The organism is Streptomyces sp. NPDC088817, assembly GCF_044750345.1.
GTDB lineage: Bacteria > Actinomycetota > Actinomycetes > Streptomycetales > Streptomycetaceae > Streptomyces.
Genome location: NZ_JBIVJN010000013.1, coordinates 99,701 through 126,360 on the forward strand (window position 1 = coordinate 99,701; position 26,660 = coordinate 126,360).

General features: G+C 73.0%; 22 protein-coding genes. 6 read left to right on the plus strand and 16 right to left on the minus strand.

Going from position 1 to position 26,660, the window contains the following annotated elements:
- Nucleotides 1–124: 124 nt before the first annotated feature.
- The 5 genes from ftsY to ACIP4X_RS23650 all read right to left on the minus strand — a co-directional run bounded on the left by ftsY (nt 125) and on the right by ACIP4X_RS23650 (nt 7,739).
- Nucleotides 125–1,333 (minus strand): signal recognition particle-docking protein FtsY, encoded by a 1,209-nt coding sequence (gene ftsY / locus ACIP4X_RS23630; protein ID WP_358734722.1) that lies wholly within the window; start codon nt 1,331–1,333, stop codon nt 125–127.
- Nucleotides 1,334–1,525: 192 nt separating this feature from the next.
- Nucleotides 1,526–2,941 carry a sugar porter family MFS transporter gene (locus ACIP4X_RS23635; RefSeq protein WP_391458302.1) on the minus strand — a complete coding sequence of 472 codons (1,416 nt, stop codon included), beginning with the start codon at nt 2,939–2,941 and terminating at the stop codon, nt 1,526–1,528.
- A 117-nt stretch (nt 2,942–3,058) separates the two neighbouring features.
- Complete coding sequence (gene smc / locus ACIP4X_RS23640) at nt 3,059–6,619, minus strand: chromosome segregation protein SMC (RefSeq protein ID WP_358734724.1); 3,561 nt, start codon at nt 6,617–6,619, stop codon at nt 3,059–3,061.
- Between the two features lie 253 nt (nt 6,620–6,872).
- Nucleotides 6,873–7,076, minus strand: coding sequence for a hypothetical protein (locus ACIP4X_RS23645; protein WP_009190853.1), 204 nt, complete (start codon nt 7,074–7,076; stop codon nt 6,873–6,875).
- Between the two features lie 381 nt (nt 7,077–7,457).
- Nucleotides 7,458–7,739 carry an acylphosphatase gene (locus tag ACIP4X_RS23650; protein WP_358734727.1) on the minus strand — a complete coding sequence of 94 codons (282 nt, stop codon included), beginning with the start codon at nt 7,737–7,739 and terminating at the stop codon, nt 7,458–7,460.
- A gap of 170 nt (nt 7,740–7,909) precedes the next feature.
- Here ACIP4X_RS23650 and ACIP4X_RS23655 point away from each other — a divergent pair, with 170 nt between their 5' ends.
- Together ACIP4X_RS23655 and ACIP4X_RS23660 are read left to right on the plus strand one after the other, a co-directional pair.
- Complete coding sequence (locus ACIP4X_RS23655; RefSeq protein WP_358734729.1) at nt 7,910–9,043, plus strand: CAP domain-containing protein; 1,134 nt, start codon at nt 7,910–7,912, stop codon at nt 9,041–9,043.
- A gap of 104 nt (nt 9,044–9,147) precedes the next feature.
- Nucleotides 9,148–9,537 carry a winged helix-turn-helix transcriptional regulator gene (locus ACIP4X_RS23660; RefSeq protein WP_391458298.1) on the plus strand — a complete coding sequence of 130 codons (390 nt, stop codon included), beginning with the start codon at nt 9,148–9,150 and terminating at the stop codon, nt 9,535–9,537.
- On the opposite strand, the gene mutM is transcribed toward ACIP4X_RS23660, so the two are convergent.
- The 8 genes from mutM to recG all read right to left on the minus strand — a co-directional run bounded on the left by mutM (nt 9,510) and on the right by recG (nt 16,999).
- Nucleotides 9,510–10,394, minus strand: a complete 885-nt coding sequence (gene mutM, locus ACIP4X_RS23665; protein WP_391458297.1) for a bifunctional DNA-formamidopyrimidine glycosylase/DNA-(apurinic or apyrimidinic site) lyase — start codon at nt 10,392–10,394, stop codon at nt 9,510–9,512. The genes ACIP4X_RS23660 and mutM overlap by 28 nt on opposite strands.
- A gap of 154 nt (nt 10,395–10,548) precedes the next feature.
- Nucleotides 10,549–11,379 carry a ribonuclease III gene (gene rnc, locus ACIP4X_RS23670; RefSeq protein WP_358734734.1) on the minus strand — a complete coding sequence of 277 codons (831 nt, stop codon included), beginning with the start codon at nt 11,377–11,379 and terminating at the stop codon, nt 10,549–10,551.
- Between the two features lie 7 nt (nt 11,380–11,386).
- A complete protein-coding gene (gene rpmF / locus ACIP4X_RS23675; protein ID WP_003951102.1) occupies nt 11,387–11,560 on the minus strand; it encodes a 50S ribosomal protein L32 in 174 nt (57 codons plus the stop codon).
- Nucleotides 11,561–11,562: 2 nt separating this feature from the next.
- Complete coding sequence (locus ACIP4X_RS23680; protein WP_358734736.1) at nt 11,563–12,216, minus strand: YceD family protein; 654 nt, start codon at nt 12,214–12,216, stop codon at nt 11,563–11,565.
- Nucleotides 12,217–12,348: 132 nt separating this feature from the next.
- Complete coding sequence (locus ACIP4X_RS23685) at nt 12,349–13,473, minus strand: ATP synthase F0 subunit B (protein ID WP_358734738.1); 1,125 nt, start codon at nt 13,471–13,473, stop codon at nt 12,349–12,351.
- 116 nt (nt 13,474–13,589) lie between these two features.
- Nucleotides 13,590–14,069, minus strand: coding sequence for a pantetheine-phosphate adenylyltransferase (coaD, locus tag ACIP4X_RS23690; RefSeq protein ID WP_358734780.1), 480 nt, complete (start codon nt 14,067–14,069; stop codon nt 13,590–13,592).
- Between the two features lie 26 nt (nt 14,070–14,095).
- A complete protein-coding gene (rsmD, locus tag ACIP4X_RS23695) occupies nt 14,096–14,683 on the minus strand; it encodes a 16S rRNA (guanine(966)-N(2))-methyltransferase RsmD (RefSeq protein ID WP_358734739.1) in 588 nt (195 codons plus the stop codon).
- Nucleotides 14,684–14,779: 96 nt separating this feature from the next.
- Nucleotides 14,780–16,999 (minus strand): ATP-dependent DNA helicase RecG, encoded by a 2,220-nt coding sequence (recG, locus tag ACIP4X_RS23700; protein WP_391458292.1) that lies wholly within the window; start codon nt 16,997–16,999, stop codon nt 14,780–14,782.
- A gap of 165 nt (nt 17,000–17,164) precedes the next feature.
- Here recG and ACIP4X_RS23705 point away from each other — a divergent pair, with 165 nt between their 5' ends.
- Together ACIP4X_RS23705 and ACIP4X_RS23710 are read left to right on the plus strand one after the other, a co-directional pair.
- Nucleotides 17,165–19,036, plus strand: coding sequence for an HSP90 family protein (locus ACIP4X_RS23705; protein ID WP_391458290.1), 1,872 nt, complete (start codon nt 17,165–17,167; stop codon nt 19,034–19,036).
- Complete coding sequence (locus ACIP4X_RS23710) at nt 19,033–21,969, plus strand: tetratricopeptide repeat protein (protein WP_391458288.1); 2,937 nt, start codon at nt 19,033–19,035, stop codon at nt 21,967–21,969. The genes ACIP4X_RS23705 and ACIP4X_RS23710 overlap by 4 nt, the downstream gene beginning before the upstream one ends.
- Nucleotides 21,970–22,119: 150 nt before the next feature.
- Here the strand turns inward: ACIP4X_RS23710 and ACIP4X_RS23715 are convergent, their stop codons facing one another.
- Nucleotides 22,120–23,838 carry a DAK2 domain-containing protein gene (locus ACIP4X_RS23715; protein WP_391458286.1) on the minus strand — a complete coding sequence of 573 codons (1,719 nt, stop codon included), beginning with the start codon at nt 23,836–23,838 and terminating at the stop codon, nt 22,120–22,122.
- Nucleotides 23,839–24,103: 265 nt separating this feature from the next.
- On the opposite strand from ACIP4X_RS23715, the gene rpmB reads away from it, so the two are divergent.
- Nucleotides 24,104–24,289, plus strand: a complete 186-nt coding sequence (gene rpmB / locus ACIP4X_RS23720) for a 50S ribosomal protein L28 (protein ID WP_004924906.1) — start codon at nt 24,104–24,106, stop codon at nt 24,287–24,289.
- A 131-nt stretch (nt 24,290–24,420) separates the two neighbouring features.
- On the opposite strand, the gene thiD is transcribed toward rpmB, so the two are convergent.
- The gene (gene thiD, locus ACIP4X_RS23725; RefSeq protein WP_391458284.1) at nt 24,421–25,242 is read right to left on the minus strand and encodes a bifunctional hydroxymethylpyrimidine kinase/phosphomethylpyrimidine kinase; all 822 of its coding nucleotides are present in this window, start codon (nt 25,240–25,242) and stop codon (nt 24,421–24,423) included.
- Entirely contained in the window at nt 25,239–26,204 is a 966-nt protein-coding gene (locus tag ACIP4X_RS23730) for a thiamine-phosphate kinase (RefSeq protein WP_358734748.1), read from the minus strand. The genes thiD and ACIP4X_RS23730 overlap by 4 nt, the downstream gene beginning before the upstream one ends.
- A 218-nt stretch (nt 26,205–26,422) precedes the next feature.
- On the opposite strand from ACIP4X_RS23730, the gene ACIP4X_RS23735 reads away from it, so the two are divergent.
- Nucleotides 26,423–26,656 carry an Lrp/AsnC family transcriptional regulator gene (locus ACIP4X_RS23735; protein ID WP_100571763.1) on the plus strand — a complete coding sequence of 78 codons (234 nt, stop codon included), beginning with the start codon at nt 26,423–26,425 and terminating at the stop codon, nt 26,654–26,656.
- Nucleotides 26,657–26,660 lie beyond the last annotated feature (4 nt).

Here is a 26,660-nt window from a genome sequence, read left to right on the forward strand (position 1 = left end):
GGAACGGCCTCGGGCATGGCCGCCAGCAGCGGCCCCTGCGCTTGCGAAGGGGGACCGGGGCGCGGCCTCCTCAAGACGAAAGCGCCCGCCCCTGTGATGGGGCGGGCGCTGGGGAGGGTGGGGGTCAGTCGCCGATGAGGGCGTCGACGAAGGCCTCCGGTTCGAAGGGGGCCAGGTCGTCCGGTCCCTCGCCGAGGCCGACCAGCTTGACCGGCACGCCCAGCTCGCGCTGGACGGCGACCACGATGCCGCCCTTGGCCGTGCCGTCCAGCTTGGTGAGCACGATGCCCGTGATGTCGACGACCTCGGCGAACACGCGGGCCTGGACCAGGCCGTTCTGCCCGGTGGTCGCGTCGAGCACGAGCAGCACCTCGTCCAGCGGCGCGTGCTTCTCCACGACGCGCTTGACCTTGCCGAGCTCGTCCATGAGGCCGGTCTTGGTGTGCAGGCGGCCGGCGGTGTCGATGAGCACCACGTCGGCGCCCATCTCCTTGCCCTCCTTCACCGCGTCGAAGGCGACGGAAGCGGGGTCGCCGGCCTCCGGTCCGCGCACGGTGTAGGCGCCGACCCGCTCGCCCCAGGTCTGGAGCTGGTCGGCGGCGGCCGCGCGGAAGGTGTCGGCGGCGCCCAGCACGACGCTGCGGCCGTCGGCGACCAGGACGCGGGCGAGCTTGCCGGTCGTCGTGGTCTTGCCGGTGCCGTTGACGCCGACGACCATCACGATGCCCGGCTTGCTGGTGGCCGGCTCGGTCTTCACGACGCGGTCCATGTCGGGCCCGATCAGCGTGAGCAGCTCCTGGCGGAGCAGTCCGCGCAGCTCCTCGGGGGTGCGGGTGCCGAGCACGCGCACCCGCTCGCGCAGCCGCTCGACCAGTTCCTGGGTGGGCTGCACGCCGACATCGGCGGTCAGCAGCGTGTCCTCGATCTCCTCCCACGTGTCCTCGTCGAGGTTCTCTCGGGACAGCAGGATGAGCAGGCCCTTGCCCAGGGCGTTCTGCGAGCGGGAGAGGCGGGCGCGCAGCCGCACCAGGCGGCCGGCGGTGGGCTCGGGCACCTCGATCGGGGGTGCGGGGAGCTCCTCGACGGGCGGCTCCTCGACGGCGGTGGGAGCCGAGCCGCCGGGCAGGTCCACCTCCTCGATCGTCCGCCGCGGCTCCTCCCGCGGCGTCTCGGCCTCCTCGCCGACGTGCGGCTCGGCCGGAGGGGCGGTGATGTCGGGCGCCGAGGGCGGCGGCGGGGGCGGCGGCTTCCTCCGCCGGCTGCCGACGATGAGCCCGCCGAGCGCGCCGAGCACCACCACGGCGATGACTACAGCAAGGATGATGGTTTCCATAACCTGTCCAGTATGCGTGACTGTCTGCGCGGTCCGGGGTAGTGCCGACGGGGCCGCGTGCCCCTGTTTTCCGGGCCCGGCGGCCGCCCGTCCCACGGGACGCGGGGACGTACGGCCGCACGGGCGCGTACCGCCCCGGCTCGGGTCGCGAGCCGGGGCGGCGGGAGGCGGTGGGAGCGGGTGGCCGGGTGGTCAGCCCATCTCCTCCAGTGCCTTGCCCTTCGTCTCCGTGACGAACTTCAGGACGAACGGGATGGAGAGCGCGGCGAAGGCCGCGTAGATGACGTAGGTCCCGGCGAGGTTCCAGTCGGCCAGCGACGGGAAGCTCGCGGTGATGGCCCAGTTGGCGAGCCACTGCGCGGAGGCGGCCACACCCAGGGCGGCGGCGCGGAGCTTGTTCGGGAACATCTCGCCGAGCAGGACCCAGACGACGACACCCCAGGACAGGGCGAAGAAGAGGACGAAGAGGTGGGCCGCGACCAGGGCGACCCAGCCCTGGGTGGCCGGCAGCTTGCCGCCGACCAGCGGGTACGAGAACGCCCAGGCCTCCAGGGCGAGACCGACGACCATGCCGGCCGAGCCGATGAGCGCGAGCGGCCTGCGGCCGATGCGGTCCACGAAGATCATCGCGATCACGGTGCCGACGATGTTGATGATCGACGTCGTGAAGGAGTAGAGGAACGACTCCGTCGGGTTGACGCCGACCGACTGCCACAGCGTCGCGGAGTAGTAGAACGCGACGTTGATGCCGACGAACTGCTGGAAGGCGGACAGGCCGATGCCGATCCAGACGATCCGCTTGAACAGGAAGCTGCCGCCGAGCAGGTCCTTGAAGCTGGACTTGTGCTCGCGCTTCATGGCGTTCTCGATCTCGGCCACGCGCGCGTCGAGGTCGATGTGGTCGCCCTCGACCTCGGCGAGGATCCGGCGGGCCCTCTCCCGACGGCCCACGGAGAGCAGGAAGCGCGGGGACTCGGGGATGGCGAAGGACAGCAGTCCGTACAGGGCGGCCGGGACGACCATCACGCCGAGCATGACCTGCCACGCCTCCAGGCCCAGCAGCCGGCCGCGCTGGTCGCCGCCGGCGGCGTTGAGCAGTCCCCAGTTGACGAGCTGGGAGACGGCGATGCCGACGACGATCGCGGCCTGCTGAAAGGAGCCGAGGCGGCCGCGGTAGGCGGGCGGGGCGACCTCGGCGATGTAGGCGGGGCCGATGACCGAGGCCATGCCGATGGCGAAGCCACCGACGATCCGCCAGAAGGCGAGGTCCCACAGGGCGAACGGCAGGGCGGAGCCGACGGCGCTGATGGTGAACAGCGTCGCGGCGATCTGCATGCAGCGGATGCGGCCGATGCGGTCGGCGATACGGCCCGCGGTGGCGGCGCCGATCGCGCAGCCGATCAGGGCGATGGCGATGACCTGGGCCAGTTCGGCGGATCCGATGCCGTAGCGGCTCCGGATGGCCTCGACGGCGCCGTTGATGACGGAGCTGTCGTATCCAAACAGGAAGCCGCCCATGGCGGCGGCCGCGGCGATGAAGATGACGTGCCCGAGATGTTCGGGGTGAGCTGTCCGGGCTCCTGGGCCCGGGGCCTGCGTTGTGGTCACTTGTACTCCTCGGGCACACCCGCGGCGGCTGCCGGGGTGGGGGTCGGGCATGATCCGACTACCCCGAAGTGGCGAGCGCACGCGGAACCCGCCCGCCACTGCACGCGCGCCGGGCCGCTAGCGCAGGCGCTGGCTGATGACCTTGGAGACGCCGTCGCCCTGCATGGAGACGCCGTAGAGCGCGTCGGCGACCTCCATCGTGCGCTTCTGGTGCGTGATCACGATGAGCTGCGAGGCCTCCTGGAGCTCCTGCATGATCCGGATCAGCCTCTGGAGGTTGGTGTCGTCGAGGGCCGCCTCGACCTCGTCCATGACGTAGAAGGGGCTCGGACGGGCCTTGAAGATCGAGACGAGCAGCGCCACGGCGGTCAGTGACCGCTCGCCGCCGGAGAGCAGGGAGAGCCGCTTGACCTTCTTGCCCGGCGGACGTGCCTCGACGTCCACGCCGGTGGTGAGCATGTTGTCGGGGTCGGTCAGCACGAGCCGCCCGTCGCCGCCCGGGAAGAGCCTGCCGAAGACGCCCTCGAACTCGCGGGCGGTGTCCCGGTAGGCCTCGGTGAAGACCTGCTCGACGCGTTCATCGACCTCCTTGACCACCTGGAGGAGGTCGGCGCGGGTCTTCTTGAGGTCCTCGAGCTGCTCGCTGAGGAACTGGTGGCGTTCCTCCAGCGCCGCGAACTCCTCCAGGGCGAGCGGGTTGACCTTGCCGAGCTGCTGGTAGGCGCGCTCGGCGGCCTTCAGCCGCTTCTCCTGCTCGGCCCGCGCGTAGGGCCGGGGCCGGTTGCGGGGGTGCTGCGGGTCCTCCGGGAGCTGCTCGCCCTCGGCGGGGGGCGAGGGCGGTACGGGCTGGTGCGGACCGTACTCCTCCATCAGGCCCGCCGGTTCGACTCCCAGTTCCTCCAGGGCCCTGGTCTCCAGCTGCTCGATGCGCAGCCGCTTCTCTGCGCCGAGCACCTCGCCCCGGTGGACCGAGTCGGTCAGCTTGTCGAGTTCGGCCTTGAGCTCCCGGCCCTCGGTGCGGGCGGCGGTCAGCTCCTGCTCGCGACGGGTCTTGGCCGCCTCGGCGGCGGACCGCTCCTCCTCGGCGCGGCTCACGGAGACCTCGACGTGGGCGAGCAACTGCCGGGCGCCGGCGGCGACCGCCGAGGCCACCTCCGCCTCGTGGCGCAGCCGGGCCCGCCGCTGCTCGGCACGCGCGCGTGCCTCTCGTTCGGCGCGGGCGGCCCGGTCCAGCGAGTCGGCCCTGCCGGCCAGCCCCTTGACCCGTTCCTCGTGCGTGCGGACCTGGAGGCGGGCCTCCATCTCGGTCTGGCGGGCGTTGGCGCCGTCGGCGGCGAGCCGGTCGCGTGCGGAGGTGTCGGGCTCCTCCTCGATCGGCATCTCCTCGGCCACGGCGAGCCGCTCGGCCAGCTCCGCCACTTCCTGAAGTGCGTTGTCGAGGGCTTCCTGGGCGCGGGCGGCGGCGGCCGCCGAGCGCTCGGCCTCCCCGGCGGCGCCGCGGGCCTGCCCGGCGAGCCGGCCCAGTTGCTGGGCGACGGCCGACTTCTCCCGGTCGGCGGTCCGCCGCCGCTCCCCCAGTTCCTCGACCAGCGCGGCGCACCGGCCGCGCCGCTCGGCGGCCCGCTGCTGGTCCTCGGTCAGCTCCTCGCACCGCAGGTCGAGCCGCTCCAGCTCGGCGGCGGCCTCGTCCACGGAGGCCTGTACCTCCAGCAGACTGGGCGCACCCGCGGAGCCGCCCTGGGCGAAGTACGCCCCGAGCAGGTCGCCCTCGGCGGTCACCGCGGTCAGCTCCGGCCGTGCGAGAACCAGATCCTCCGCGTCCTCCAGCGTCCCCACCACGACGATCGACCGCAGCAGCCACCGGACGGCGGGCATCAGCTCGGCGGGGCCGCGTACGAACTCGGCGGCGAAGGGGTGGTCCGATGCCGGGGCGGGCGGAGGCGCGGTGGTTTCCGGTGCGGGTCCGGCGAGGAGCAGCGCGGCCCGGCCCGCGTCCTGTTTGCGCAGCAGGCGCAGGGCGTCGGCCGCCGCGGTGGGGGTGGTCACGGCCAGGGCGTCGGCGGCGGCGCCGAAGGCGGTGGCGAGGGGGGTCTCGTGGCCGGGGGTGACCGTCAGGAGTTCGGCGGCGGGGCCCAGCAGGCCGGTGAGGCGGTCCTTGGCGCCGAGAAGGGCGCCCGTTCCGTCCTTGCGGCGCAGTCCCAGGGCGAGGGCGTCGTGCCGGGCCTGGGTGGCCGCGCGCTTGCGTTCGGCGGCGGTGACCGCCTCGCGGGCCGCGGTCAGGGCGGCCTCCGCCTCGGTCAGCGCCGTCCTCGCCGCCTCGTGCCGCCCGGCCAGTTCCTCGTCGCCCGCGTCGAGGCCGTCGACCTCGGCCTTGAGTGCCTCGTACTCCTCCTGGGCGTGGACGGCCCGTTCCTGGGCCTCGTCCCTGGCGGCGGCCAGCCGCTCGATCTCGGCCTGGGCGGAGGCGGCGCGCGAACGGGCCGCGTTCACCTGGCCGGCGAGCCGGGCCAGGCCCTCGCGGCGGTCGGCGATGGCGCGGGCCGCGTCCTTCAGGCGCCGTTCCTCGACGGCGAGTTCCCGTTCGAGTTCGGCGCGGTGGGCGACGGTGTCGTCGAGGGCGCGCTGGGCCGCTTCCAGGGCCGCCTCCAGGCCGGCCTCCTGCTCGCGGACGCGTTCGGCCTCGCGTTCAAGTTCCTCGGGGTCGCGGCCGCGCCGCTCCTCGGGGGGCGCGGAGGTGGCGCTGTGCACGCGTGCGTCGGCGAGCGAGATCGTGCCGCGTACGCGTTCGGCGAGCTGGGACAGTTCGTACCAGGTCTGCTGGGCGCGCTGGAGGCGCGGGACGAGCCGGCGCACCTCGTCCTCGAGGAGTGCCTCGCGCTGGAGGGCCTTCCTCAGCTCCTGCTCGGCGGTTTCCTTGCGTTCCTTCAGGGCCGCCTCGTCGGCGACCTCGGTCCTCAGTGCCTCGCGCAGGCCGACGAGGTCGTCGGCGAGGAGCCGCAGGCGCGCGTCCCTCAGGTCGGCCTGGATGACGGCGGCCCTGCGCGCGACCGCCGCCTGCCGGCCGAGCGGCTTGAGCTGGCGGCGCAGTTCGTCGGTGAGGTCCTGCACGCGCGCGAGGTTGGCCCGCATGGCGTCCAGTTTCCTGAGCGCCTTCTCCTTGCGCTTGCGGTGCTTGAGGACGCCCGCGGCCTCCTCGATGAAGGCGCGGCGGCCCATGGGGTCGGCGTGCAGTACGGAGTCGAGCTGGCCCTGGCCGACGATGACGTGCATCTCGCGGCCGATGCCGGAGTCGGACAGCAGTTCCTGGATGTCGAGCAGCCGGCAGGTGTCGCCGTTGATCTGGTACTCGCTGCCGCCGTTGCGGAACATGATCCGCGTGATGGTGACCTCGGCGTACTCGATGGGCAGGGCCCCGTCGGAGTTGTCGATGGTCAGGGACACCTCGGCGCGGCCGAGCGGCGGGCGCCCGGTGGTGCCGGCGAAGATGACGTCCTCCATCTTGCCGCCGCGCAGCGACTTGGCCCCCTGCTCGCCCATGACCCAGCTGAGCGCGTCCACGACATTGGACTTGCCCGAGCCGTTCGGACCGACGACGCACGTGATCCCCGGTTCGAACCGGAGCGTGGTCGCCGAGGCGAACGACTTGAACCCGCGGAGGGTCAGGGCCTTGAGGTGCACGCAGCCGGACTTTACCGGCACCCGCTACCTCACTCCACGAACCCTCGCAACCGCGCGGTTTCGCCTTTGAATATGCAGGGCACACCAAATGTTAAAGACGGTGAAAGGATGCGCGGGGGCAACGAAGGCGGGGCAAGACGGGCGGGCAAGGGCCGGGGGAAAGAACGAAGGGACGCCGAAGCGTCCCTTGCAACTCTGACAACTGAGCGGTTGACGGGCAGCCCAACCCCTGTGTCGTTGTGCGATGCAGTGATCAGGTGAGCGCAGGCTCCGCCTGGTGTGCGTCGACGCGCTCCATGATCCTGTCGTGAGAAGCGGCAGCCGTCAGGGCGTCGTTCTCCGCCTGGATCCGCACAAGCTCGGATTCCAGGTCCTGGACGCGCTGCTGGAGCCGTCGCATCTCGGCGAGGAGTCGAGGGTCGGAGCCACCGACGTAACCGAGAAGCGCCTTTGCCATGATGGATGGTCCTCCACACTGAGTGACCGACCGAAGCGGTGTGGGTCGTGAGGGATTCGCACCCGTGGTGCTTGGCACTGCCTGAGTTGTGGTGCCGTACATCCATGCCAAACAGCTGAGGTGCGCGGGCTTTCAGCGTCTCACCAAAAAGTTTGACGGTCAACACGATCACGCCCCGTATCCATGGGTGTCCCGGGGGCGCGCGACCGGAAAACGGGTGGCGCTGCGACTCCTGCGGGCCCTTCGGGGCGTGCGGATCATTCTGCTGTGCGGAGCCTGCCACGCCGGGCGTTTCTTGGCAACCACCTGCCCCTTTTCCCTCCGGGCAGGTGCCGGTGGCAGATGCCGCCGCCGCCGTCGGGGCCCCACCGCGTCACACGGTCAGCGGATCGCGAATCCGTCGTAGCCGCCGCGAGGTGTGTCCCATATCTCGGTGACACCGTCGACGCGTCCGGGCGTGTCGGCGCCCTGCAACCAGTCCAGGAGCTTCTGGCACCCTTCGCGGGCCCCTTCGGCGACCACTTGCACGCGCCCGTCCCCCAGGTTGACGGCGAAACCGCTCAGGCCTCCGATCTCCAGCGCCCTGGCCCGCGTGAACCAGCGGAAACCCACTCCCTGGACGTGTCCGCGGACCCAGGCGACCAGTCGAACATCCTCGCTCATGGGTGCAACCTAACCGGCCAATGTCTCTCGGGGCACCTCCGCCCCTCGCGCCATGCGGTACCGTCCCGATCCAATGAATTCTCATCTGAAACTCACTCGATCGTGTGAGTTGGGTTGACCGCGTCGGCTCAGGGCGCGCGTCGACCGAGAGAGACGAGGAAGGCCAGCACATGGGACGCCACCGACGCTGGGACGCCGGCCGCGCCGCCACGGGCCGCGCCACGGGGGACAGCCGGACGCACGGCTCGTACGACTACGAGCCCGACCGCGATCCGTGGGACAGCCGCCCGCAGGACGACGACGGCCGCCTGGGCATCGCGCCCTATCTGAACCCGGACCTGTACAGCGACGCCCACCCCGCGGCTCCGGAGTACCTCTTCGACACGGACGACGGCTCCGCCCACGCCGCCACCACCGTGATCTTCCCGGCCGACGGCTTCAGCCCGGCGGACGGACCGCGGGAGCGGGGGCACCGCCGCAAGAAGAAGGCCGCGACGCCGGTCCGCACGGGGCTGCTCGGGGTCTCCGCCGCGGTCGCCCTCGGCACCGTCGCGGTCGCCACCGGCGCGGTGCCCGGCCTGGAGAACTACAAGCTGGGCGGCCCGGGCGGCGGCGCCGACAAGGTGCAGGCCGCGGGCTCGCCCACGAACAGCGAGGCCCCGCTGGGCGGCACCTCCGGCAGCGCCGACGCGGGCGGCCAGGCGGGCGGCTCCACGACGAGCCGCGGCGTGGACCGGCCCGTGCCGTCGCAGCGGTCCGCCTCCGAGTCGGCTCCGGTCTCGACGCCGGACGCGGAGGCGTCGGCCACGCCCACCAAGGCCCCGGAGGCGAAGCCGACCACCGCCCCGGAGAAGCCGGAGACCGCGCCGGCCGAGACCGCCTCCAAGGCCCCGGTGAAGACCGAGGCGCCGACCGCCGCCCCCACGCAGGCGGCCGTCGAGGCCGAGGTGCTCAGGCTCGTCAACGAGGAGCGGTCGAAGGTGGGGTGCAGCGCGCTGACGGCGAGCAGCTCGCTCGCCGGGCTCGCCCAGGACTTCAGCGAGGCCATGGCCGCGGAGAACTTCTTCGACCACACCGACCCCAGCGGCGCCTCGCCGTGGGACCGGGCGGCGAAGCTCGGCATCACCAGCCTCGGCGGCGAGAACATAGCCCGCGGGCAGGCCGACGCGGCGGCGGTGATGGACGCCTGGATGAACAGCCCGGGCCACCGCGCCAACATACTGAACTGCGACTTCAAGACCCTGGGCGTCGGCGTGCACTTCGGCTCCGGCGGTCCGTGGTGGACGCAGGACTTCGGCTACTAGTGCCCCGGCACCGGGCGGGACCCGTCCGGCGGATCGTCAGGTGGCGCTGACTCGTGGTTAGCGCCGTCTGACGGTCAGCGCTGTGCGCCAGTACCCTGGTGGGTATGAGCACCCCGCAGACCGAGGATCTCCCGTACAGCGTGTTCGCCAGGGCCTGTCCCTCGCGCGGGACGCTGGAGCATGTCACGGGGCGCTGGGGCGGGCTGGCGCTGGGCGCCCTGTACGAGGGCTCGCTCCGCTTCAACGAGCTGCGCCGCCGGGTCGACGGCGTGAGCGAGAAGATGCTGTCCCAGACCCTGCAGGCGCTGGAGCGGGACGGCCTGGTGCACCGGGAGGCCCAGCCGACCAATCCGCCGCGGGTGGACTACGAGCTCACGGCGCTGGGCCGCGAGGTCGCCGAACGCCTGCTGGCCCTCATCCAGTGCGTGGAGGGACGCATGGACGAGGTACTGGCGGCACGCGAGCGTTACGACGCCGTGCGCGGCGCCCGCTGACACTTCGGGCAGTAGTAGCTGGAGCGGTTCATCCACGGGCGGCGGCGCAGCGGGGTGGTGCAGCGGCGGCAGGGCAGGCCCTCGCGGCCGTAGGCGTCCAGGGAGCGGTCGAAGTAGCCGGACTCCCCGTTGACGTTGACGTAGAGGCTGTCGAAGCTGGTGCCGCCGACGGCGAGGGCCTCGTTCATCACCTCCCTGACGTGGCTGAGGAGTTCGGCCGTGCCGGGGCGGGTGAGGGTCGCGGTGGGGCGTTCGTAGTGGACGCGGGAGCGCCACAGCGCCTCGTCCGCGTAGATGTTGCCGACGCCGCTGATCAGGGACTGGTCGAGCAGGGCCCGCTTGATGGTGGTCCGCTTGCGGCGCAGGGCCTGGTGGAAGGCCTCGTCGTCGAACAGCGGGTCGAGGGGGTCGCGGGCGATGTGCGCGATGACGTCGGGCAGCCCGTCGGGGGTGGTGTCGTGCAGCGACAGGCCGCCGAAGGTGCGCTGGTCGACGAAGCGGAGTTCGGTGGCGTCCGCCGTGGAGGCGGCAGGGGCCGGCGTGTCGGCGAAGCGGACGCGGATGCGCAGGTGCTTCTCGGTGGGCGCGCCGACCGGCTGGACCAGTAGCTGGCCGCTCATGCCGAGGTGGGCCAGGACCGCCTGGCCGCTGTCCTCCAGGGGCAGCCACAGGTACTTGCCGCGGCGGCCGGGCAGGCCGAGCCGGTGGCCCTGGACGCGGTGCGCGAAGTCCTCGGCGCCGGCCGGGTGGCGGCGTACGGCACGCGGGTGCAGCACCTCGACGCCGGCGACGCTGCGGTGCGCGACCCACCGTTCCAGTCCGCGTCGTACGACCTCGACCTCGGGCAGCTCGGGCATGACTCCCCCGTTCACACATCGCGGCCGCTGTGGCCGTCACGGGCCGAGCGCCCGCCCCGGGGCGGGGACGGGCGCTCGGTCGCGTTCTGCTGGGCGCGGGCCGCGGGCGGAGGACCGCCGGACGGCCGCGCTGGGTTTTCGGTTCTCAGGCTGCTCAGGCGGAGGCCGACGCGTCATCGGCGCCGTCGGTGGATCCCACCGTCTTGGCGCGCTCGTCCGCCGCGGCCCGGATGGCCCGCCACGCGGATTCCGCGGCCTGCTGTTCCGCCTCCTTCTTGCTGCGGCCGGTGCCGGTGCCGTACGAGACGCCTCCGACGCGGGCGGCAGCAGTGAAGGTCTTCTCATGGTCGGGGCCGGTCTCCGTGACCAGGTACTCGGGCACGCCGAGCCCCTCGGTCGCGGTGAGCTCCTGGAGGCTGGTCTTCCAGTCCAGGCCGGCTCCGAGGTTGGAGGACTTCTCGATCAGCGGGTCGAACAGGCGGTGCACCAGTTCGGAGGCCGCGTCGAGGCCCTGGTCGAGGTAGACCGCGCCGATCACCGCTTCCAGGGTGTCGGCGAGGATGGACGCCTTGTCCCGGCCGCCCGTGCCCTCTTCACCGCGGCCGAGCCGGATGAAGGCGCCCAGGTCGAGCCCGCGCCCGACCTCCGCCAGCGCACGCGAGTTGACCACCGCGGCCCGCAGCTTGGCCAGTTGGCCTTCGGGCAGGTCGGGGTGGGTGCGGTACAGCGTGTCCGTGACGACCAGGCCGAGGACGGAGTCACCGAGGAACTCCAGCCGCTCGTTCGTCGGCAGACCGCCGTTCTCGTACGCGTAGGAACGGTGGGTCAGCGCGCGCACCAGAAGGGCGGACTCGAGCGTGTAGCCGAGCCGCCCTTCCAGAAGCGTGTGGGACGAGGCCGTGTTGTCCGACGGAGCGGCTCCGCGTCGGCGGTTGCCCGCTTCGGCGCCTTCCGCCTTCTTGGCAGTGGACACAGTGCCTCTCACCAGCCGCTCAGACCTCGAGGACCTGGCGCTTGTTGTAGGTGCCGCACGACGGGCACGCGATGTGCTGCTGCTTGGGCTCGTGGCAGCGCTCGCACGCAACCAGGGTGGGGACCGCAGCCTTCCACTGCGACCGGCGGTGGCGCGTGTTGCTGCGCGACATCTTCCGCTTCGGAACAGCCACGGCTACTTCTCCTGCTTCTCGTCGGGGCGTGCCGATCGAGGCGCGCCGCCGCTCATCTCGTCCTTCTCGCCGTCCTTCATGGTGCCGGCGAGTCCCTGCAAAGCCGCCCAACGGATGTCGACGGCGTCGTGGTGGTGGTCCGGGTCGTCCAGGAGCCGCGCACCGCACTCGGAGCACAGCCCAGGGCAGTCTTCCTGGCACACCGGCTGCATCGGCAGTGCGAGCACCACCGCATCGCGCAGCAGAGGTTCGAGGCCGAAGAGTCCGTCCTCGAGGAAGAGCCTGTCCTCGTCGTCCTCGGCGTCGGCGTCGGGCTCCGCGGACACGCGGCCCCGCTCGTCGGCGTCAGGGTACGAGAACAGCTCCTGGAAGTCCGCTTCGAGATCGAACTCGAGCGGCTCCAGACACCTTACGCACTCCCCCTCGGCCTGTGCACGGGCGGTGCCTGTGACGAGCACCCCTTCCATGACCGACTCGAGTCGGAGTTCGAGCTCCACCGGGGCGCCTTCCGGCACTCCGACGACACCCTGGAGACCGAGGTCCTTGGGGGCGGGGACCGTGCGGGTCAGGCGCTGCAGCGCGCCGGGCCGCCGCCCCAGCTCGTGCGTGTCGAACACGAGAGGGTCACGGTGGTCGAGGCGGGCGTTGTGAGCCATTCCTGCTTTCGGTTTCCGAACTCGGGGGGACGCTTGCCCGGTGGTGTTCCGGGCAGCGCGGATCGCGGACGTATGCGCGACCGAAGGGCCAGGATACTTGACCTTTCGCTCTCGGCCCAATCGGCGGCCCGGCTACAGTCCGCGGCCCTGTTCGTAGGCGCGCAGCTGCTCGGCGCTGATCATGCCGGTGTCGAAGAGGCTGGTCTCGTCGAGGGCGTGGGCCTGCTGCTGTCCGTAGCCGTGGGGGTCCTGCGGGTCCTGCTGCCCCTGGTTCGGGTCGTAGGCGCCCGGCTGGGCGTCGTAGGCCTGGAAGGAGGCGCCCTGCGCCGGGGCGTAGCCGGTGGCGTCGGCGGTCTGGGCGTACGGGTCGGGCTGCTGGTAGCCGTACTGGTCCTGCCCGCCGTAGCCCTGCTGGTAGCCGCCGTAGGGATCGGTCTGCTCGGGCTGCTGGTAGCCGTAGGCCGGCTGCGGCTCGTACTGCGGCGGGGCGGGCTGCTCGGCGGGCGGGGCCGCCGGGGTCCGCGGGGCGGCCGGGGCGTCGGCCAGGGCCGCGAGGTCGGCGAGGTAGTCGGCGTCGCTGGAGTGCTGGACGGTGGTGGTGTCGTCGGCGAGGGCGCCGAGGTCGTCGGTGGCGATGCGGCCGTGCAGCTTCTGGCGGCCGCGGCCGACGGCCTCCAGGGTCTTGGCGAGGACCGCCTCGAAGGCGCCGAGCTTGGCGTCGACGTACGCGTCGGCGTTGCGGCGCAGGGTCTCGGGGTCGTGGCTGCGCTCGGGGGCGTCCTCGTCCTCGTAGCCCTCCTCGTCGAGGCCGGGGCCGGTGCCGAGCAGCTTCTCGCGGCCGCGGCCGACCGAGCCGAGGGTCTTGGTGAGAACGACCTCGAAGTTGGCGAGCTTGGAGTCGACGTACTCGTCGGCCTCGGCGCGGACCTCCTCGGCCTCCTGCCGGGCCTCGCCGAGGATCCGGTCGGCCTCGGTCTGGGAGCGGCGGGCGACCTCGGTGCCGGAGATCAGCGAACCGCGCTCGGCGTGCGCCGTCTCGATGATCCGCTCGGCCTCGCGCCGGGCCTCCTGCACCATCTGTTCGCGGTCGCCGATCAGCTCCTGGGCCTGGGCGAGGGAGCCGGGCAGGGCCTGGCGCACCTCGTCGAGCAGTGCGAGCAGGTCGGCGCGGTTGACCACGCACGACGCCGACATGGGCATGGACCGGGCGCTGGAGACCGTGGACACGATCTCGTCGAGCTTCTTCTGCACGTCCACCGTGTGCTCGCCACTCTCTACAGGTGTGTTGGACTACCGATGTGTCGGAGACGGACGGGACGACTGTACGTCCATGAGGTGATCGCCGGACACCGGGTGACTGGCCGTCAGCCGCCTCAGTCCTTCTTCAGCCGCTCGTTGAGGGCTTCGAGGACCTGCGGCGGCACCAGGTGGGAGACGTCGCCGCCCCAGGCCGCGACCTCCTTGACCAGGGAGGACGACAGGAAGCTGTAGGTGGGGTTGGTGGGCACGAACAGCGTCTCGACCCCGGAGAGGCCGTTGTTCATCTGGGCCATCTGCAGTTCGTAGTCGAAGTCGCTGACGGCGCGCAGGCCCTTGACGATGGCCGGGATGTCGCGCTGCTTGCAGAAGTCGACGAGGAGGCCGTGGAAGGCCTCGACGCGGACGTTGCCGTACTCGGCGGTGACCTGCTGGATGAGGTCGATCCGCTCGTCGATCTCGAACAGGCCCTTCTTCGACTGGTTGATCATCACCGCGACGTAGACCTCGTCGTAGAGACGGGAGGCGCGGGCGATGATGTCCAGGTGTCCGTTGGTGATGGGGTCGAACGACCCGGGGCAGACGGCGCGGCGCACTTGAGATCCCTCGCTCTCCGGTCCGGTCATCGTGCGTCTTCGCACGTAGAGGCGGCGCGACCGTACCAAAACGTCCCTTCGCCGTAGCGACGGGCCCTGATCGCGTCGAATCCCGGCGGCCATGTGAACTCCCCGCCCCTGGTGCTGCGCTCCACGGTGACGAGGGCGTCGGCCGCGAGCCACCCCTGGGTGCGGAGTGTGAGCAGAATCTCGCGGAGATCGCCGTCGGAGACCGCGTACGGCGGGTCGAGGAAGACGAGGTCGTACGGCTGCGCCGGGGGCGGTGTGTGGATGATCTGTTCCGCTTTGCCCGCCCGTACGTCGGCGCCGGGGAGGCCGAGCGCCTTCACGTTCTCCCGGACGGTGCGGACCGCTCGCTGGTCGGCCTCGACGAGCAGGGTGTGCCCGGCGCCCCGCGACAGCGCCTCGAGACCGACGGCGCCCGAGCCGGCGTACAGGTCCAGGACGCGCTCGCCGTCCAGCGGGCCGCCGAGCAGCGACTGCCAGGTGGAGAACAGGCCCTCGCGCGCCCGGTCCGAGGTGGGTCGGGTTCCGCTGCCCGGCGGTACGGCGAGACGGCGTCCGCCGGCCCGGCCGGCGATCACGCGGGTCATGTCTGGTCCTTGCTTGTCGGGGACGGCCTGGTCGGTGACGGTCTCGTCGGTGACGGCCGTGGCGTGGCGGCTCGGGTGCGGGCCGGTCCCAGTCTGTCAGCCCTTCTCCAGGTATTGCTCCCGCTCCTCGTCCAGCAACGCGTCCAGCGCCGTGCGCAGCCCGGGCAGGCGCTCCAGCTCGGGGTCGGCGGCCACCACGGCGGCGGCCTCCTCGCGGGCATCGGCGATGATCTCCTCGTCCTCGATGACGGCGAGCACCCGCAGGCTGGAGCGGGCACCGGACTGGGCCTGGCCGAGGACGTCGCCCTCGCGGCGCTGTTCGAGGTCGATGCGGGAGAGCTCGAAGCCGTCGAGGGTGGAGGCCACCGCGTTGAGCCGCTGCCGGGCGGCGCTCGCCTCCGGCATCTCGGTGACCAGCAGGCACAGGCCGGGCGCCGAGCCGCGGCCGACGCGGCCGCGGAGCTGGTGCAGCTGGGAGACACCGAAGCGGTCGGCGTCCATGATCACCATCACGGTGGCGTTCGGTACGTTCACACCGACCTCGATGACCGTGGTGGCGACCAGGACGTCGGTCTCGCCGGCGGCGAAGCGGCGCATGACCGCGTCCTTGTCGTCGGGCTGCATACGGCCGTGCAGCACCTCGACCTTCAGGCCGTGCAGGGGGCCCCTGGCGAGCTGGTCGGCGATGTCCAGCACGGCGAGCGGCGGGCGCTTCTCCGCCTCGTCCTCGGCGGACTTCCGCGCGGCGGACTTCTTCGGATCGTCCTCCTCGTCCCCGATGCGCGGGCAGACCACGTACGCCTGGTGGCCCTTCGCCACCTCCTCGCGCACCCGCTCCCAGGCCCGGGCCAGGAAGTGCGGCTTGTCGGCGGCCGGGACGACATGGCTGGCGATGGGCGAGCGGCCCGCCGGGAGCTGGTCGAGGACGGACGTCTCCAGGTCGCCGAAGACCGTCATCGCGACCGTGCGCGGAATGGGCGTGGCGGTCATGACCAGCAGGTGCGGGGGCTGCTTGCCCTTTCCGCGCAGGGCGTCGCGCTGTTCGACGCCGAACCGGTGCTGCTCGTCCACCACGACCAGTCCCAGGTCGTCGAACAGGACCTTGTCCTCGATCAGCGCGTGCGTGCCGATGACGATGCCCGCCTCGCCGGTGGCCAGGTCGAGCAGGGCCTGCCGGCGGGCCGCGGCGCCCATGGACCCGGTGAGCAGCACCACCTTGGTGGCGTGCGCGGCGCCGCCCAGCATTCCCGACTCGGCGAGGTCCCCCATCATCTCGGTGACCGAGCGGTGGTGCTGCTGGGCCAGGACCTCGGTGGGCGCGAGCATCGCGGCCTGCCCGCCCGCGTCGACGACGGCGAGCATGGCGCGCAGCGCGACGAGCGTCTTGCCGCTGCCGACCTCTCCCTGGAGCAGCCGGTGCATCGGGTGCTCGGTGGCCAGGTCGGCGAAGATCTCGCGGGAGACCTTCCGCTGTCCGTCGGTGAGGGTGAAGGGGAGGCGGTCGTCGAAGGCCGCGAGGAGTCCGTCCGGGCCGGGTACGCGGGCGACGGCGGGGAGTTGGGTGTCCGCGTGGCGGCGGCGGGCGAGGGCGACCTGGAGGACGAAGGCCTCGTCCCACTTCAGCCGGGCGTGGGCGTCGGCGATGTCCGCCTTGCTGTGCGGGCGGTGGATCTTGAGCAGGGCCTCGGGGAGGGGGACCAGGCCGCGGCCCGCGCGCAGCGACTCGGGCAGCGGGTCGAGCGCCTCCTGGGCGCTGGGCAGGACGGTCTGGACCGCCTTGCCGATCTTCCAGGACTCCAGCTTGGCGGTGGCCGGATACAGCGGGATGAGGGCGCCGGCCCAGCTCTCGACCGCCTCTCCGTCCTCCCCCTTCAGCAACTCGTACGCCGGGTGTGCCAGTTGCAACCTGTGGTTGAAGACCGAGACCTTGCCCGCGAACATCGCGCGGGTGCCCGGCAGGAGTTCCTTGTGGGGCTTGTGCACGCCGTTGCCGAAGAAGACCAGTTGGAGCCGGCCGCTGCCGTCCGTGATCGTCACCTCCAGGCGCTGGCCCTTGCCGCGGGGCGCGCGGGCGGAGGCGAAGGTGTGCAGGCGGGCGTCGGCGACCTGGGCGACCACCGTGACGTGCTCGTCCATGGGCAGGTCGGCGAGGTGGGTGAGCTGGCCGCGCTCCTCGTACCGGCGCGGGTAGTGGTGCAGGAGGTCGCCGACGGTGTGCAGGCCGAGGTGCTCGGCCATCACCTTCGCGGTGGCGGGGCCGAGCACTGACTTCAGTGGCTGTTTCAGTGGTTCTTGCAGTGCGGGCACGAGATCCATTGCACACCACGGCACCGACAATGCCGTAAACCTCCGGGGAAACCCCTGGTCAGCCGGTCCGTGCAGGGCCTAGGATGACGCGCTCCGGCCATCCCCGCGGCAGCCGCCTCACAGGTGCCGCCCTACCCCGCGCCGACCCGACATCCCCCCACCGGCGCTGCGACGATGGACTTCCAGACCTCACAGTCAGCACAGGCATCCCACTCATCACAGTCGTCCGGCGAGCCCCGCCCGGCCCATATGTTCCAGGTCGATCTGCGGGGCCTGGTGGACCTGCTCTCGCATCACCTGTACTCCAGCCCCAGGGTCTACCTGCGCGAACTGCTCCAGAACGCGGTGGACGCCATCACCGCCCGGCGCGCGGAGGAGCCCGGCGCCCCGGCGCGCGTACGGCTCTTCGCGGACGGCGGCACCCTCCGGGTGGAGGACTCCGGCGTCGGCCTCACCGAGTCCGACGTCCACGAACTGCTGGCCACCATCGGCCGCAGCTCCAAGCGGGCCGAGGGCCTGCGGGAGGCGCGCTCGGACTTCCTCGGCCAGTTCGGCATCGGCCTGCTGGCCTGTTTCGTGGTGGCCGAGCGGATCCGGGTGGTCAGCCGCAGCGCCCGGACGCCCGAGGCGCCTCCCGTGGAGTGGACCGCGCGCGACGACGGCTCGTACACCGTGCGGACCCTGCCGGACTCCGCCCGCCCGGAACCCGGCACCACCGTGCACCTCCAGGCCCGGGCCGGGGCGGGCGAGTGGCTCACCGAGCCGCGCGTGCTCGCGCTGGCACGGGACTTCGGATCGCTGCTGCCCTACGACGTCCGGGTGGGCGAGGAGGCGGTCACCGACCTGCCGGCGCCCTGGGACCGGGCGTACCCCTCCCCCGCGGCCCGCCGGGTCGCCCTGGCGAGGCACTGCCACGAGGTGTTCGGGTTCACGCCGCTGGACGCCATCGGCCTGGACGTGCCGCTGGCCGGGATCCGCGGGGTGGCGTACGTGCTGCCGTCGGCGGTCAGCCCGGCGCAGCGGGCGGGTCACCGCGTGCACCTGAAGGGCATGCTGCTGACCGAGCGGGCGGAACAGCTCCTGCCCGACTGGGCGTTCTTCGTGCGCTGCGTGCTCGACACGGACAGTCTGCGGCCCACCGCCTCACGGGAGTCGCTGTACGAGGACGAGACGCTGGCCGCCGTGCGTGAGGCGCTCGGGGAGCGGATACGGGCCTGGCTGACCTCTCTCGCGGCCGGCGACCCGGAGCGCCTGGAGGCGTTCCTGTCGGTGCACCACCTGGGCGTGAAGTCGCTGGCCCGGCACGACGCGGAGATGCTGCGCACGATGCTGCCGTGGCTGCCCTTCGAGACGACCGACGGACGGCTGTCCCTGGAGGAGTTCGCGCGGCGGCACCCCGTCGTGCACTTCACGCGGACAGTCGAGGAGTACCGGCAGGTCGCGCCGATCGCCTCCGCGCAGGGCGTCGGCGTCGTCAACGGCGGCTACACCTACGACAGCGAGCTGGTCGAGGCGCTGCCGTCCGTGCGCCCGGGGACGGTGGTCGCCGAGCTGGACGCGGACACCGTGACCGCGCACCTGGACTCCGTCGACCCGGCCGAGGAGCTGGCCCTGTCGGGTTTCCTGGCCGCCGCGCGGACCCGGCTGGACCCGCTGGGCTGCGACGTCGTGCTGCGCGCCTTCCACCCGCTGTCCGTGCCGGCGCTGCACCTGGACGACCGGGCGGCCCGGCACGAGCAGGCCCGCGCCGAGGCCGAGGAGCGGGCCGACGACCTGTGGGCGGGCATCCTCGGCTCGCTGCGCGGCACCGCCCCACGCGCGCGTCTGGTGCTCAACCACCTCAACCCGCTGATCCGCCGCATCGGTTCCCTCGGCGACCCGGAACTGATCGGCACCGCGACCGAGTCGCTGTACGGGCAGGCGCTGCTGATGGCGCAGCGCCCGCTGCGGCCGGCGGACTCGGCGCTGCTGAACCGGGCGTTCATCGGCCTGCTGGAGTGGGCCACGCACAGCGACACCGACGCGACGGGGGACGGCCACCGATGAGTGAGATCACCGACTTCGACTCGCTGCGCCGGGAGTTGGCCGCCAACGGCGAGCGGCCGGAGGGCCCGGCCCGCAACGCGCGCGCTGAGCTGCTGCTCGCCGAGGCCGAGCGGCTGAACATCCCGCTCGCCGTGATCGAGGCGCTCGGACACCAGCTGAAGGTCTACAACTACAGCTCCGAGAAGGACAAGATGTTCGTCCCGTTCGCGCGGCTGCTGCGCATGTGGGACGACCGCCCCGAGGACTTCGACGAGTACGAGATCCACTCGCTGCACTGGGTCTTCAAGTGGATGTCGGCGGGCATGCTGGGCCAGCCGCACATTCCGCTGGCCGCGATCGAGAAGTGGCTCGGCGAGATGGAGCACCGCTACCGGCTCGCCGGCCACTCCGAACGTGCCGTGCGCGGCGCCGAGTTCAGCGTCGCCCGGCACATCGGGGACCTGGCGCGGGCGGAGCGGGCGTACGCGGCGTGGCTGGCCGCCGACCGGGACAGCATGGCCGACTGCCACGCCTGCGAACTGCACGACCAGGGCCGGTGGCTGGCCGAGTGCGGCCGGGACGCGGAGGCGGTCGAGCTGTGGCGGCCGGTGCTGGACGGCGAGTTCTCCTGCGCCCACGAGCCGCACGGCGTCCTCGCCTCCTCGCTGCTGCCGCTGCTGCGGCTCGGCCGCCTCGACGAGGCGCGCGCCCACCATCTGCGGGGCCTGAGGCTGGTACGGCCGATGGAGAGCATGCGGGGCGCCTACGCCGACCACGTGGCGTTCTGCGCGCTGACCGGCAACGAAGCGCGGGCCCTGGAACTGCTGGCCGAGCGGCCGGCGTACTTCACCGACGACGGGAACCCGCTCAGCAGGCTGGACTTCCTGGCGGTGACGGCCCTGCTCATGGAGCGGCTGGTCGAGCTGGGCCGGGACGGGCAGGCGGTGTCCGGTCCCGCGGGGCGGTCCTGGACGGCCGCCGAACTCGCCGCGCACGCGCGTGCGGAGGCGGCGGCTCTGGCGGCCCGCTTCGACGAGCGCAACGGCACGTCCCGGGTGGGCGAGCGCGCACGCGCGCGCATGGCGCGGCGCCCGCTGGTGGAGCGGCTGCCGCTGGGCGTGCGCACGGCACGGCGGCCCGTCGGCACGGCTTCGGCTCCCGCTGTGGTCCCCGCGGGGACGGCGGCTGAAGCGGCGGCCGCGGCGCCCGGGGAAGCCGACCTGTCCGCGCTGATCGCCGAGGCGCGGCGGCTGTCGGACACCCTGCGGCCGGACGCCACGGAGGCATGGGCGGCGGTCGCGCGGGCCGCGGAGGGCGTCGAGTTGGCGGCCCGCGACCAGGCCGAGATCGCCGACCACGAGGCGATGAGCCGGGGCCCCGAGGGCATCGCGCTGTTCGAGCGGGCCGCCGAGTCGTACGCGCGGGCGGGCGACCCGGGCGAGGCGCTGGCGGCACGCTCGCGTGCCGCGTACATGAGGGCGCTGACCGGCGATGTGGCCGGGGCTCTCGCCGCGGTCGCCGAGCCCTACGAGCAGGTCCTCGCGCTGTACGCGGAGGAGGGCACCGGCGTCCGGCAGACCGCGTCCGTGGTGATGGGACGGGCACGGATCCTGATGCGGCCCGTGTACGAGGCCGAGGGGTCGATGGACCCCGGGGCGCTGTCCGCCGCCGAGGGGGCCGTGCGGGAGGTCCTGGCCCTCGTGGAGGGGCACACCGGGGACGATGTGCGGCTCGCGGCCCGCGAGGCCGAGGCGCGGGCGATGCTCGCCGAGACCGCCGCGCGCGCCGGTGATCTGCGGGGGGCCGCGGAGCTGTTCGAGCGTGCCGCGGCCGAGTACGCCGGGGCGGGTGTGCCGTGGTTCGCGGTGGAGTACGAGGCACGGCTGGCGGTAATCGCGCACCATCTGGGCGATCCGGAGGGCGCCGAGCGGGCGCTGCGGGCGGCCCTGGAGCACGGCGGGGCGTATCTGGAGGCCCCCGGCCGGGCACAGCTCCACCTTCAGCTCGCGGAGGTGCTCGGCGGTCTCGGCCGGACCGAGGAGGCGGCGGAACACGCCCTTGAGGCGGCGCACTGGGCCGACGAGGCGGGCGAGGGACCGGCGCTCGGCGCGTGGGCCCGGCAGCAGCTCGGCGGTCTGCTGCTGCGGCTGGGTCGGTGGGCGGAGGCCGCCGAGGTGCTGGAGTCCGCGCTGCCGGATCTGTCCGCGGACACGCACGGCGACGGGGCCGTCGTGCAGACGCAGTGGTGGCTCGGCGACTGCCTGAGCGAGCTCGGGGAACACCGTGGGGCAGCCGAACGCCGGCTCCAGGCCGCCGAGATCGCCCGGCACTGGCCCGAGCAGCAGGACCACGCGACCCTCGCGCATCTGGCCGCCGAGTCGCTGAGCCGGGCGGGGCTGCACGAGGAGGCCGATCACGCGTACACGCGCGCGGGCGACCTGTGGCGCGCCCTGGGCGACGTGCACGGCCTGGTCCGAGCTCTGCGCGCACGCGCGTGGCTGGCATCGGGCACCGAGGCCGGCCTGGACGCGGCGCGGGAGCTGATGGGGGCCGCCGTCGCGGAGTGCGAGGCGGCGCTGGACGCGGTGGCCGACGACTCGGCGGCGCGGCAGCGGCTGGTCGCGGAACTCGGGCAGACCCACGGGCAGTTCGGCGAGCTGCTCGCGGACGGCGCGGCGGACGAGGCAGTGGCCGAGGAGGCGCTGTCCCGGCTGGAGCAGGCGATCGCGGCCTTCGCTCTGCTGGGTCCGGCCGCCCTGCACGAGCGCACCGGAGCGGAACTCGCCGCGGGCCGGCTGGCAGCCGACCTGGGCCGCCCCGCCGAGGCCACGGCACACGCACGTGCCGTGCTGGCGGCCTACGAGGACGCCGCCGACGGGGACACCGAGGCACCGCTCCGGCGCGCGCAAGCCGAACGACTCCTGCGAGCCCTGGATGCGGAGCCGGACGACTGACCGACGGCCCCGGAGCAGGCGACCGGCGACAGCACCCGGCCGCCCTGCCCGGGCCACCACACACGCGCGCGTGCCGCGGCGACCACCTACGAGCCCACCGATACGCGTGTGCCAAGCCCGCCGTCGGCGAGGCCGGCCGGGAGGCGTGGCCTACTCCACGCCGATGAGCAGCAGTGCTCCCTGGCGGCCGCCCTCGTAGACGACCGTGTCGACGGCGAGGTAGGACTCGCGGACCCGGGTCCGGAGATGGGCGGCGATCGTGTCGGGGGCCTCGTCGCCGAGGACGAGGGTGACCAGTTCGCCGCCGGCCGCGAGCATGCGGTCCAGGACGGTCTCGGCGGTGGCCGTGACGTCCGAGCCGATCACGGCCACGTCGCCGTCGATGAGACCGAGGACGTCACCGGCCTGGCAGATGCCGGCCGTGGTCCACGACTGGCGTTCGGCGACGATGACCTCGGCGTGCCGGGTGGCGCCGGCCGCAGAGGTCATGGCGACGACGTCCTCGTCGAAGCTGCGCCCCGGCTCGTGCACGGCGAGGGCGGCGATGCCCTGCACCGCCGAGCGGGTCGGGATCAGGGCCACACGGACACCGTCCCCGCGGGCCTGCTCGGCCGCCGCCGACGCGGTGTGGCGCAGTTCGGGGTCGTTGGGCAGCAGGACCACCTCGCGCGCGTGTGCCCGCCGTACGGCGTCGACGAGCTCACCGCTGGCGAGCTGCTCGCCGGGCCTGGTGACCACCGCGGTCGCCCCGGCCTCGGTGTAGAGCCCGGCCAGGCCCTCGCCGGGCACGACGGCCACCACGGCGCGCTGGGCCCGCTCCCGCCGCGGCGGGACCCCGGGCCCGCCGGTGTGCGCGTCGTCGGCGGCGAAGTGGGTGATCCGGATGCGGTGCGGCCGCCCGGCCTCCACACCCGCCTCCACGGCGGCGCCGGCATCGTCGACGTGCACGTGCACGTTCCACAGGCCGTCGCCGCCGACCACGACCAGCGAGTCCCCGAGCCCGTCGAGCCGTTCGCGCAGCCGGGCGACGGCCGCGTCCTCGGCGTCCAGCAGGTAGATCACCTCGAAGGCGGGACCGCTCGCGGGCGGCGCGCAGGCACCGGGCCCGTCGTCCCCGGCGGAGCACACGCGCGCGTGGGGCACGGTCGCCCCGCCGTCACCCGCCGCCGCGACCACCGAAGCGGACGCGCCCTGCTCCGGCGCTCGTCCCGTGCAGGTCTCCACCAGGGCCGCGAGGACCGCCACGAGTCCCCGCCCGCCCGCGTCGACCACCCCGGCGCGCTCCAGGACCGCCAGCTGGCCGGGGGTCGCGGCGAGGGCCGCGCAGGCCCCCTCGTAGGCGGCCAGAGCGACGGCGCCGCAGTCCCCGCGCGCCCCGGTGGCCGCGTCCGCGGCGGCCGAGGCCACCGACAGGACCGTGCCCTCCACCGGGTGCGCCACGGCCTGCCGGGCGGAGTCCGCGGCGCGCCGCAGGGCCAGGCACAGGCCGCGCCCGTCGGTGTGCGTCAGGTCACCGTCGGCGGCGAACACCTGGGCCATGCCGCGCAGCAGCTGGGCGAGGATGGTCCCGGAGTTGCCGCGGGCCCCGATCAGCGCGCCGTGCGCCATCGCCCGCGCGGCGTCGGCCAGGGAGGGACCGGCGAGTGCCCCGCCGGTTCCGTCGCCCATCTCGTGCGCGGCGAACACGGCCTCCACCGCCGCGACGGCGGACTCCACGGTCAGATACAGGTTGGTGCCGGTGTCCCCGTCGGCCACGGGGTAGACGTTGATCGCGTCGATCTCCTCGCGCGCGCGTCCCAGGGCCCGCAGCGCCAGTCCGCACCAGGTGCGCACCGCCGGCGCGTCGAACGTCTGCGGCACCTGCGCCACCTGCGCCTCCCTGAGCTGCTGGACTGGACGCAGCGTAGACCCAGGGGCGGTGCCGGACGGAAGAGGGCCCGCGCGGGCCCCGGAGCCGCCGTGGTAGTTTCGCCCTACGGACGCAGCCGTTGTATGCTGCTCCGGTTGCCCGACCTGATCGGGCTATCCCCCTGGCAACGCCACTCAGATTTCAGAAGTGCTCTCCGAGCACGAGATCTTGATCCCGGCATGCCGGGATCAACCGTAAGTGCATCTGAAGTCTTTGGAGTGACCCGTGGCTGCCAACTGCGACGTCTGCGGCAAGGGGCCGGGCTTCGGCAACAACATCTCGCACTCGCACCGCCGTACGCCCCGTCGCTGGAACCCGAACATCCAGCGCGTGCGTACCGTGGTCGGCGGGACGCCGAAGCGCGTGAACGCCTGCACCTCGTGCATCAAGGCCGGCAAGGTCTCGCGCTGACGCACAGCAACAGCTAAGCGCGCGGCCACCGCTGGTTCGCTGCACTGAGCCGGTCCACCTCGGTGGACCGGCTTTTTGCCGTACCCGCACACGCCGTACCCGCACACGCCATGCCCGCGCGGGTCGTGCGACTACTCCGCCCGGGATCCCCGCAGGGCCCAGCCGTGGTCCACGGGCCCGATCCCCCCGCCGAGCGCGAAGCCGGCCGCGATCGCCCCGGTGACGTACGCCTTGGCCGCCGTCACGGCCTCCGGCACCGACCGGCCCTTCGCCAGGTACGAGGCGATCGCGGAGGCGAGGGTGCAGCCGGTGCCGTGCGTGTGCCGGTTGTCGTACCGGGGGGCGCGCAGCCAGTGCTCCTCGGCGCCGTCGGTGAGCAGGTCCACGGCCTGGCCGCCGCCCTCCCGCCCGGTGAGGTGGCCGCCCTTGATCAGCACCCACTCCGGCCCGAACGCCAGCATCGCCGCCGCGGCCTCCCGCATCTGCCCCTCCGCCCGGACCCGGACGCCAGTGAGCTGCGCCACTTCGTCGAGGTTCGGCGTGGCGACGGTCGCCACGGGGAGCAGCCTTTCGCGCACGGTCCGGAGCGCGGACTCGGCGAGGAGCGGGTCGCCGTGCTTGGAGACGCCGACCGGGTCGACGACCGCGGGCGCGTCCGTCCCGGCGATCAGTTCGGCCACCGCCCCGGCCAGTTCCGCCGAGGCCAGCATCCCGGTCTTCACCGCCTGGACGCCGATGTCGTCCACGACGCTGCGGTACTGGGCCCGGACCGCGTCCACGGGCAGTTCCCAGGCCCCCTGCACACCCAGGGAGTTCTGCGCGGTCACCGCGGTGATCACGCTCATGCCGTGCACGCCGAGGGCGAGCATCGTCTTCAGGTCGGCCTGGATGCCGGCGCCGCCGCCGGAGTCGGAGCCCGCGACGGTCAGTACCCGGGGAGGGGCGGCGGTCATGACTCGATGTCCCCGAAGTGGTCCCAGCCGCCCTTGCTGGTCCACGGCGCGCCGTCGACCGTGACCTGGGGCAGCGCGGAGGGGCTGTGCACGTCGCCGATCACCTTCCAGCGGGCAGGCAGCTTCACGTCCGGCGGGAAGGCCGCCACGATCGCGTGGTCCTCTCCCCCGGTCAGCACCCACTGCAGCGGGTCGACGCCGACGGCCTGCCCGATGTCGTTCATCTGCGAGGGGATGTCTATGGCGCCCGAGCGGATGTCGATGTGGACCTTGCTGGCCTCGGCGATGTGCCCGAGGTCGGCGATCAGTCCGTCACTGACGTCGCACATCGCGGTGGCGCCGAGCCCGGCGGCCGCGGGACCCGCGTGGTACGGCGGCTCGGGTCGGCGGTGGGCCTCGACGAAGGCGCGGGGCGAGCGGAAGCCCCGGGAGAGCACCGCGTACCCGGCGGCGGACCAGCCCAGCCAGCCGGTCACCGCGATCAGGTCGCCGGGCTGTGCGCCGGCGCGCGTGACCGGTTCGTGGTCGCGCAGATCACCGAGCGCGGTGATCGACACCATGATCGTGTCGCCGCGCACCACGTCGCCGCCGACGACGGCGGCCCCGGCGACCTGGCACTCGTCGCGCAGGCCGTCCATCAGCTCGGTGGGCCAGGTGACCGGGAGCTCGGTGGGCACGACCAGACCGAGCAGCAGCGCGGTCGGCACGGCGCCCATGGCGGCGATGTCCGCGAGGTTCTGGGCGGCCGCCTTGCGGCCCACGTCGTACGCGGTGGACCAGTCCCGGCGGAAGTGCCGCCCCTCGAGGAGTATGTCGGTGCTCGCCACGACCCTGCGGTCGGGGGCGGCGACCACCGCGGCGTCGTCGCCGGGACCGACCCGGACCGCCGGGGTGGTGGTGAGACGGGAGGTGAGCTCCCTGATGAGCCCGAACTCCCCGAGCTCACCAACAGTGCCCTTCATCGGCCTTTCGCCCCTTCTGTCCCTGGATGATCCCGGTTGTGTTCCCGGTCGCGCGTCCACGCGGTCCTCGCTACGGTCGAGATGACCGTCAACTTCTGTCCTACCTGCACCCCGGCGCGTGCGTCACGGCCTCCCGGGTCTCCCCACGGCGTGTGACGACGCGGTACCGTGGCGTTCCTTTTCCCCCAGATGATCCTCGTGGCCGCCCTGGAGGTTCCGTGGTACAGGCGTACATCCTGATCCAGACGGAGGTCGGCAAGGCGTCGACCGTCGCAGAGACGATCGGCAAGATCCCCGGAGTGATCCAGGCCGAGGACGTGACGGGGCCGTACGACGTCATCGTGCGCGCCCAGTCCGACACGGTGGACGACCTGGGCCGCATGGTGGTCGCGAAGGTCCAGCAAGTGGACGGCATCACGCGCACCCTGACCTGCCCGGTCGTGCATCTGTAGCCCC

Coding starts and splice junctions, on each gene's coding strand:
- ACIP4X_RS23730 (WP_358734748.1), bottom strand. CDS start 26,204: ATGAAGGGCACTGTTGGTGAGCTCGGGGAGTTCGGGCTCATCAGGGAG.
- rsmD (WP_358734739.1), bottom strand. CDS start 14,683: ATGACCCGCGTGATCGCCGGCCGGGCCGGCGGACGCCGTCTCGCCGTA.
- ACIP4X_RS23645 (WP_009190853.1), bottom strand. CDS start 7,076: ATGGCAAAGGCGCTTCTCGGTTACGTCGGTGGCTCCGACCCTCGACTC.
- thiD (WP_391458284.1), bottom strand. CDS start 25,242: ATGACCGCCGCCCCTCCCCGGGTACTGACCGTCGCGGGCTCCGACTCC.
- recG (WP_391458292.1), bottom strand. CDS start 16,999: ATGGATCTCGTGCCCGCACTGCAAGAACCACTGAAACAGCCACTGAAG.
- ACIP4X_RS23710 (WP_391458288.1), top strand. CDS start 19,033: ATGAGTGAGATCACCGACTTCGACTCGCTGCGCCGGGAGTTGGCCGCC.
- ftsY (WP_358734722.1), bottom strand. CDS start 1,333: ATGGAAACCATCATCCTTGCTGTAGTCATCGCCGTGGTGGTGCTCGGC.
- ACIP4X_RS23705 (WP_391458290.1), top strand. CDS start 17,165: ATGGACTTCCAGACCTCACAGTCAGCACAGGCATCCCACTCATCACAG.
- ACIP4X_RS23660 (WP_391458298.1), top strand. CDS start 9,148: ATGAGCACCCCGCAGACCGAGGATCTCCCGTACAGCGTGTTCGCCAGG.
- ACIP4X_RS23655 (WP_358734729.1), top strand. CDS start 7,910: ATGGGACGCCACCGACGCTGGGACGCCGGCCGCGCCGCCACGGGCCGC.
- ACIP4X_RS23650 (WP_358734727.1), bottom strand. CDS start 7,739: ATGAGCGAGGATGTTCGACTGGTCGCCTGGGTCCGCGGACACGTCCAG.
- mutM (WP_391458297.1), bottom strand. CDS start 10,394: ATGCCCGAGCTGCCCGAGGTCGAGGTCGTACGACGCGGACTGGAACGG.
- ACIP4X_RS23680 (WP_358734736.1), bottom strand. CDS start 12,216: ATGGCTCACAACGCCCGCCTCGACCACCGTGACCCTCTCGTGTTCGAC.